The 7131-nt window shown below is 71.3% G+C and carries 8 protein-coding genes and 1 pseudogene; 6 read left to right on the top strand and 3 right to left on the bottom strand.

Annotated elements, in window-relative coordinates; all coding sequences use genetic code 11:
- Positions 1-196 precede the first annotated feature (196 nt).
- Positions 197-1057 (bottom strand): dihydropteroate synthase, encoded by an 861-nt coding sequence (gene folP / locus O3Q52_RS45610; RefSeq protein WP_269654384.1) that lies wholly within the window; start codon positions 1055-1057, stop codon positions 197-199.
- 148 nt (positions 1058-1205) lie between these two features.
- Here folP and O3Q52_RS45605 point away from each other — a divergent pair, with 148 nt between their 5' ends.
- A complete protein-coding gene (locus tag O3Q52_RS45605) occupies positions 1206-1559 on the top strand; it encodes a DivIVA domain-containing protein (protein WP_269654383.1) in 354 nt (117 codons plus the stop codon).
- Positions 1556-2134, top strand: coding sequence for a DNA-3-methyladenine glycosylase I (locus tag O3Q52_RS45600; RefSeq protein WP_269654382.1), 579 nt, complete (start codon positions 1556-1558; stop codon positions 2132-2134). Before O3Q52_RS45605 ends, O3Q52_RS45600 begins: the two co-directional genes overlap by 4 nt.
- Before the next feature lie 84 nt (positions 2135-2218).
- Here O3Q52_RS45600 and O3Q52_RS45595 read toward each other — a convergent pair whose 3' ends face one another.
- Positions 2219-3025, bottom strand: a complete 807-nt coding sequence (locus tag O3Q52_RS45595; RefSeq protein WP_269654381.1) for an enoyl-CoA hydratase/isomerase family protein — start codon at positions 3023-3025, stop codon at positions 2219-2221.
- Between the two features lie 370 nt (positions 3026-3395).
- Between O3Q52_RS45595 and O3Q52_RS45590 the strand changes: the two genes are divergently transcribed.
- Complete coding sequence (locus O3Q52_RS45590; RefSeq protein WP_003966491.1) at positions 3396-3563, top strand: DUF3117 domain-containing protein; 168 nt, start codon at positions 3396-3398, stop codon at positions 3561-3563.
- 145 nt (positions 3564-3708) lie between these two features.
- Here the strand turns inward: O3Q52_RS45590 and O3Q52_RS45585 are convergent, their stop codons facing one another.
- Positions 3709-4407: an O-methyltransferase gene (locus O3Q52_RS45585; RefSeq protein ID WP_269654385.1), complete on the bottom strand. Its 699-nt coding sequence runs from the start codon at positions 4405-4407 to the stop codon at positions 3709-3711.
- A 214-nt stretch (positions 4408-4621) separates the two neighbouring features.
- Here O3Q52_RS45585 and sigE point away from each other — a divergent pair, with 214 nt between their 5' ends.
- The 3 genes and pseudogenes from sigE to O3Q52_RS45570 all read left to right on the top strand — a co-directional run.
- Positions 4622-5323 (top strand): RNA polymerase sigma factor SigE, encoded by a 702-nt coding sequence (sigE, locus tag O3Q52_RS45580; protein ID WP_055614050.1) that lies wholly within the window; start codon positions 4622-4624, stop codon positions 5321-5323.
- Positions 5320-6276, top strand: coding sequence for an anti-sigma factor (locus O3Q52_RS45575; RefSeq protein WP_269654380.1), 957 nt, complete (start codon positions 5320-5322; stop codon positions 6274-6276). Before sigE ends, O3Q52_RS45575 begins: the two co-directional genes overlap by 4 nt.
- Before the next feature lie 138 nt (positions 6277-6414).
- Positions 6415-7131: pseudogene (locus tag O3Q52_RS45570) on the top strand (protease); the annotation flags it as partial.

Raw genomic sequence — 7131 nt, 5'->3', positions numbered from 1 at the left:
TCCCGTCCCTGGGGGCTGCCGCCCCCAGACCCCCGCATCGCGCTGACGCGCTCGTCCTCAAACGCCGGACGGGCTGAATGTGTCGGCCCGGGCTGCGGAATCTTCAGCCTCTCCGGCGTTTGAGGAGCGGGGGTTCGGGGGCGGAGCCCCTGAGTCAGGGACGGGATTGGGTAGGGGCGGCGGGGGCGAAAAGGCCCTACGCCAGCCCCCGCCGGGCAACGGCGGGCGGGCGGTGGCCGGCGATCGACGCGACCATGTCCAGGACCTGCCGCGTCTCGGCAACCTCGTGGACCCGGTACACCTGAGCCCCCAGCCACGCCGACACGGCGGTGGTGGCGAGCGTCCCGACCACCCGCTCCTTCACCGGCCGATCGAGCGTCTCACCCACAAAGTCCTTGTTGGACAGGGACACCAGCACGGGCCAACCCGTCTCCACCATCTCCCCGAGCCGCCGCGTCGCCTCAAGGCTGTGCCGCGTGTTCTTCCCGAAGTCGTGCCCGGGATCGATGAGCACGGACTCCCGCGCCACCCCCACCTCCACGGCCCGCTCGGCCAGCCCCACCGTCACCCGCAGGATGTCGGCCATGACGTCGTCGTAGGCGATGCGATGAGGACGAGTCCGGGGCTGGGTCTCACCGGCGTGCGTACACACCAGCCCCACCCCGTACCGCCCGGCGACCTCCGCGAGCCGCGGATCGACCCCGCCCCACGCGTCGTTGAGCAGGTCCGCACCCACCTCGCACACGGCCTCGCCCACCTCGTGCCGCCAGGTGTCGACGCTGATGATCACGTCGGGGAAACGGCGCCGCACCTCGGCGACGAAGCCGACCGTCCGCCGCGCCTCCTCCTCGGCGGTGACCTCCTCGCCCGGCCCGGCCTTGACCCCGCCGATGTCGATGATGGCGGCGCCCTCGGACACCGCCTGCTCCACGCGCGCGAGCGCGGGCTCGTCGCGGAAGGTGGCGCCCTGGTCGTAGAAGGAGTCGGGGGTCCGGTTCACGATCGCCATGATCACCGGCTCGTGCGCCTCGAACTCGCGCCTGCCCAGCCTGAGCATCCCCTGTGACCTCTCCCAGTAGTTGGCAACGGATGTCGCCGTTCCGCCGCCTGCGACCCTAACTGTCAGAGTCGCATGGCACGATCGGAGCCTGATACTTTCCGCGCCGACGCGCCCGCGTCGGCACCAGAGTGTGGGGACCTCAGCGATGTTCATGTTCTTGTTCCTGGTCGTCGCCCTCGTCGTCGTGGTCGGCGCGGTGACTCTCTCCGTGGTGGGCGGCGGTGAGAGCGGCGCCCTTCCCGAGACCCCGCCGGAGCGCCTGCAGGACCCGCTGCCCCTGGACCGCCCCGTGCACCGCGGTGACGTGGAGGCGCTGCGCTTCCCGCTCACGATGCGCGGCTACCGCATGGCGGACGTGGACGACGCCCTGGGCCGCCTCGGTGCCGAGCTGGCCGAGCGGGACGCCCGGATCTCCGACCTGGAGGCCGCGCTGGCCGGAGCGGCCCACGCGGCCCGGTCCACCTCTCTGGAGAAGTCCGCAGAGGAGGACCACCGGTGAGCGACGCGCTGAAGGGATCGGACGGCGCCCTGCGCTGCCCCTGGGCGCTGTCGACCGAGGACTACGTGACGTACCACGACGAGGAGTGGGGCCGCCCGGTCCACGGCGACGACGAGCTGTACGAGCGGCTGTGCCTGGAGGCCTTCCAGTCGGGTCTCTCCTGGATCACGATCCTGCGCCGCCGCGAGGGCTTCCGTACCGCCTTCGCGGGCTTCAAGATCTCCGAGGTCGCCACGTTCACGGACGCCGACAAGGAGCGCCTCCTCGCCGACCCCGGCATCATCCGCAACCGCGCCAAGATCGAGGCGACGGTGGCCAACGCGCGCGTGCTCACGGAGTGGGCGTCGGGCGAGCTGGACGAACTGATCTGGTCCTTCGCCCCCGACCCGGCGACCCGCCCGGCCCCGAAGGCCCTCGCCGACGTCCCCGCGGTCACCGACGAGTCGAAAGCCCTCTCCAAGGCCCTCAAGAAGCAAGGCATCCGCTTCGTCGGCCCCACCACGGCCTACGCCTTGATGCAGGCATGCGGCCTGGTCAACGACCACTTGCAGGACTGTGTGGCAAGGGCCCACTGAGGCGCGCCCCTCAGGGGCGCGGGGAACTGCGCGCTCAACCCCCACCGCCCCGCACCCTCTGAACCGGCCCGGTCCAGCGAAGCGTCACCGCCCCAAATACTTCGGCTTCTCCTTGTTGACGAACGCCTGCACGGCGATCACGTGATCCTCGGAAGACCCGGCCCGAGTCTGCAACTCGTCCTCCTTCTCCAAGGTCTCCTCCAGCGAGTGGGTCAGCCCGTAGGCAAGAGACTCCTTGAGCGCGGCGTACGCCAGCGTCGGCCCCTCGGCCAGCCCCCGAGCCACCTTCACCGCCTCGGCCGCCAGCTCGGCACCCGGCACAATCCGATTGGCGATCCCCAGTTCGTACGCCTCCTGGGCGGTGATGCTGCGCGGAAACAGCAGCAGATCCGCGGCCCGCGAAGGCCCGACGACCCGGGGCAGCGTCCACGAGATCCCGGAGTCGGCGGTCAACGCCACTCCGGCGAACGACGTGTTGAAAGCAGCCGTGTCGGCAACGATCCGATAGTCCGCCGCGAGGGCGAAACCGAAGCCGGCACCGGCCGCGACCCCGTTGACGGCCGCCACGACCGGCTTCGCCGCCCCGGTCAGGGCCCGCACGATCGGGTTGTAGTGCTCCTGGACGGTGCTCATGACACCCCCGCCCGAGCCGGACTCGCGCGCCGCCATCAGCCCGCCGATGTGCTCCTTGAGGTCCTGGCCCACACAGAAGGCCCGGTCGCCGGCGGCGGTGAGCAGCACGGCCCGTACGGAGTCGTCCGCCGCGGCCGCCTGTGCCGCCTCGCGGAAGGCGACCTTGGTCTCGATGTTCATCGCGTTCATCGCCTCGGGGCGGTTGAGCGTGATCGTCGCGAGTCCGTCGCTCACCTCGTAGAGCACGGTGTCGGCCATGGGGGTCCCCTCCGGTTCGCGGCTCCGTCGTACCCGTCGGTACGTTCTGGTCTGAGGACAGCATGGCGGAGATCATGAGCGGCGGCGGGGTTCGGACATGTGACCTGCGTCAAAGAATTCCGGCGTCCGAAAGTCCATGCAGAGGCGCGGCAGCGGCGCAGTATCGCAGCCACTTCGGCGAATTGAGTGGTTTTGCTCAAGCGCGTTGCGCAAGCGATGCCGACTGATGTTGGTCATCGGGTCCTGAGATGCGGGATAATGGCCTGGAAGCAATGTGTTCGATGCCGGTGACGCGTGTCCGACGAGAGGATGCGTGCCCTTCAGTGGGGCCGTCGGCGACGATGAGCTGGTTTCAGGAAGGGGAACGAGCATGGCGGCCATGAAGCCGCGGACGGGCGATGGCCCGCTCGAGGTGACCAAGGAGGGGCGGGGCATCGTCATGCGCGTTCCGCTCGAAGGCGGCGGTCGGCTCGTCGTCGAGCTGACCCCCGACGAGGCCGACGCGCTCGGCGACGCCCTCAAGAAGGTCGTCGGCTGACGCGGAACGCGACCATACCTGTCCACTGCCCCGGTATCCAAAGTGATGCCGGGGCAGTGGGTTTTCAGGGGTACGTCAGGGGCGTATGCCATGTGTGTTCGCGCAGGTCAGCAGTGGTTTGGGGGCGGTCCGGCGAGGGGCCGGATCAGCGTTTGACCGCGCACAGCAGGCCGTCGCCGACCGGCAGGAGCGAGGGAATCAGCTCCTGGCTCTCACGGACGGCGCGCAGCAGTTCGCGCAGCCGCAGGACCTCCGTGGGCTGCGGGCCCGACTCCACGGTCCGGCCGTTCGCGAAGACTCCCTCGAAGACGACCAGGCCACCGGGCCTGAGCAGGCGCAACGATTCAGCGAGGTAGTCGAGGCTCTCGAGACGGTCGCCGTCGCAGAAGACGAGGTCGTAGCCGGCGTCCGCGAGCCGGGGCAGGACGTCCAGCGCGCGGCCCGGGATGAAGCGGGCCCGGTTGCTCGCGAAGCCGCACGCGCGGAAGGCCTGGCGGGCGAACTGCTGGTGCTCCGGCTCCGGATCCACGGTCGTCAGTACACCGTCCGGCCGCATGCCGTGCAGAAGATGCATTCCGGAGACCCCGGTGCCGGTGCCGATCTCCGCGACCGCCTTGGCGTCCACGGTGGCGGCGAGCAGTCGCAGCGCGGCCCCCGTCCCGGGCGACACAGAGCGCAGCCCTGCGTCCCGGGCCCGGTCCCGGGCCCAGTGCAGTGCTTCGTCCTCGGCGACAAAGGCGTCGGCGAACGCCCAGCTCGTCAGCCGGTTGCCGGTAATGGCCCTCTCCTGTCCCCGTGGTTGCCTGGGCGTGACTGTATCCGTTGCCGCCGGGAACCCGCAGATGGGACCGGGCGTTTAGAGGGGGTGGGGAACTACGCGGGGGTAGCAGATGGATCAGGACACCGAGCAAGTGCTGACGCAGCCATATGAGCGCGTATCAAATTCTCGTAAAACCGCTTATCCGGAGCTAACGGGCGAGGTGGCTATGGTAGGGGCTCCACCGGACACCACCAGAGCCGACAGGGGAGGTGCGGCTGCGCCTGTGGATCGGGGAGGGGTGCTGAGGCGCCTGCTCAGGTCGGCGGGTGAGCCGAAATCTGTGAACGACACCGCTGACCGTTTCCGCACCGCTGACTCCGCTCAGACCGCGACCTTCACGTCCGACGCGGACTCGCAGGCGTGGACTCCGCCCACCTGGGAGGAGATCGTCAGCACGCACAGCGCCAGGGTCTACCGTCTCGCCTACCGCCTGACGGGAAACCAGCACGACGCCGAGGACCTGACCCAGGAAGTCTTCGTCCGGGTCTTCCGTTCCCTGTCGACGTACACGCCGGGCACCTTCGAGGGCTGGCTCCACCGCATCACCACCAACCTCTTCCTGGACATGGTCCGCCGCAAGCAGCGCATCCGCTTCGACGCCCTCGGCGACGACGCGGCCGAGCGCCTGCCCAGCCGCGAGCCCTCCCCGCAGCAGGTCTTCAACGACACGCATTTCGACGCGGACGTCCAGCAGGCCCTCGACACGCTCGCCCCGGAGTTCCGCGCCGCGGTCGTCCTGTGCGACATCGAAGGCCTTTCGTACGAGGAGATCGCCGCGACCCTGGGCGTCAAGCTCGGCACGGTCCGCAGCCGCATCCACCGCGGCCGCTCCCAGCTGCGCAAGGCGCTCGCCCACCGCTCGCCCGAGGCCCGTGCCGAGCGCCGCGGTTTCGCGGTGACCGGAGTGCCTGCTCTGGGAGGAGGGGGCGCGAGCGCGTGAGTGGATCACGGCTTAATCCTGCCGATCGGCCCCTTACCGAGCAGCACCTCGGAGACCGGCTCTCCGCCCTGGTGGACGGCGAGCTCGGTCACGAGGCGCGCGAGCGTGTCCTCGCGCACCTCGCCACGTGCGCGAGGTGCAAAGCCGAGGCCGACGAGCAGCGACGACTGAAGAACGTGTTCGCGGAGGTCGCTCCGCCACCCCCCTCCGAGAGCTTCCTGGCCCGTCTGCAGGGGCTCCCCGGAGGAGGCGACTCGGACGGCGACGGATCGCCGCTGGGCAGAGGAGGGTTCGGCACGTCCGGAGTCTTCGGCATGAAGCCGGACTCCTTCGGCTATGTGCCGTCCGGCCCCCACGCCGCCGTGCTGCCCTCCGAGCAGCGCGGGTTCCGCATCCATGACATAAGCCGGCGTGAGGCCGAGCGGTCGGCCTCACGGGGACTGCGCTTCGCGGCCGCCGCGGCCGGTGCCGTGTCGCTCGCCGCGATCGCGCTCGGCGGGGTGTCGACCGGCATGCCGACGGACACCACGGACGCGCGCGGCGGCTCGGGTTCCGGAAGCAACGTGACCCCGATGCGGACGGCGAGCGTGGGCGGGGCGACCAACCCCGACTCGCAGCGCCGCCGGTCCCTCACACCGCTGCTGGCGCAGGGACAGCGCTCCTTCACCGCGGAGGGGGGCGCGCAGACCGAGATGTCGGCGCCGCTGCTGCCCGGGGTGCCCGCGCCCCTGACACCCTCGCCCGCCGAGCAGGACGCGCGCAGGCTGCACGCGCTGACCACCCCCGTGGTGGCCGGTGCCGCAGCCATGTCCCCGCTCATACGTCCCTTCAGCCCCGCCCCAGCGGTCGCGCTGACCGCGTTCTCGACGGCGTCGGAGCTGGAGACGTCCCTGCTGCCGCTCGTGCCGCCGTCCGACTCGTCCGCCTCACCTTCGCCTTCCTCCCCCGGCTGAACCGGCCCTCTGCGCGGCGGCCCGTGAACCTGGTTGAATCCAGGGATGGGCCGCGCCCGCGGTAGGAACCCGGGCTCGGAGTGGACAAACCGCGGTGACCGCCGATGTGCCGAGCCGCGGGTCAGGTGTGGGGAGAGCATGGACGAGGGGAAGCCCACGAAGCCGAAGTGGTGGAGCAGGCCCCGGACCCACGTGCCGGAATCCGCTCCGGTGGACCCGGTTTCCGCGGGGGACGGCACGAGTGGGTTCCACGGGGGAGACATGGACGGCGACTTCGAGCTGGAGAAGCCCGCGGTCGCCGGTGCCACAGGCGGCTCCAGTGCTGCTGTTGGCTCCGGTTCTGCTGGTGCCTCGGACGGCGCGGGCGTTTCCGGCGGTGCGGGTGCGACCGGCGTCGCGGACGCCCTGGGCGGCGAGGCCTCGACCGGTTCCACCGTGGCGCCGGCCCGGCTGCCGGGCCAGATCCCGAGCCGGGTGCCCGCTGAGGCGAGCGGCGGCGCCGATGTGCCCGGTGAGCGGCCCGAGCCTCTCGGCAAGCGGGAGCGCCCCAAGCCCCTGCACGACCCGGATCCCTACAGCACGCCGCCCTACGGCGGGCCCGGTCCCTGGGCGCCCGCGCCCCCGGTCCAGCACCCGGCGACGACTCCCGCGCACGGGACGGCCGTCCATGCCGTGGCTCCGCCGCAGGGCACCCCGGCAGGAGCCGGGCCCGAGGACTCCGTCCCGCGGCCCGCCGCCGCCCAGGGCATCCTCGGCCCGCCGCTGCCTTCCGGCTACCACCAGGCGGCGGCCCCCCTCCACGGCACTCCCGACCACGGCCCCACCGGGCACGGCGCCCCCGCGCCGGCCCCGGCT

The sequence above is a fragment of the Streptomyces sp. ActVer genome (assembly GCF_027270795.1).
GTDB classification, from domain to species: Bacteria; Actinomycetota; Actinomycetes; order Streptomycetales; family Streptomycetaceae; genus Streptomyces; species Streptomyces umbrinus_A.
The sequence above is the reverse complement of the archived record's forward strand: the minus strand, read 5'-3'. Positions and strand labels throughout refer to the sequence as shown.

Bases quoted from the DNA above. Each gene is read 5' to 3' on its own strand.
- O3Q52_RS45590 (WP_003966491.1), top strand. From the start codon at position 3,396: ATGGCGGCCATGAAGCCGCGGACGGGCGATGGCCCGCTCGAGGTGACC.
- O3Q52_RS45595 (WP_269654381.1), bottom strand. From the start codon at position 3,025: ATGGCCGACACCGTGCTCTACGAGGTGAGCGACGGACTCGCGACGATC.
- O3Q52_RS45605 (WP_269654383.1), top strand. From the start codon at position 1,206: ATGTTCATGTTCTTGTTCCTGGTCGTCGCCCTCGTCGTCGTGGTCGGC.
- folP (WP_269654384.1), bottom strand. From the start codon at position 1,057: ATGCTCAGGCTGGGCAGGCGCGAGTTCGAGGCGCACGAGCCGGTGATC.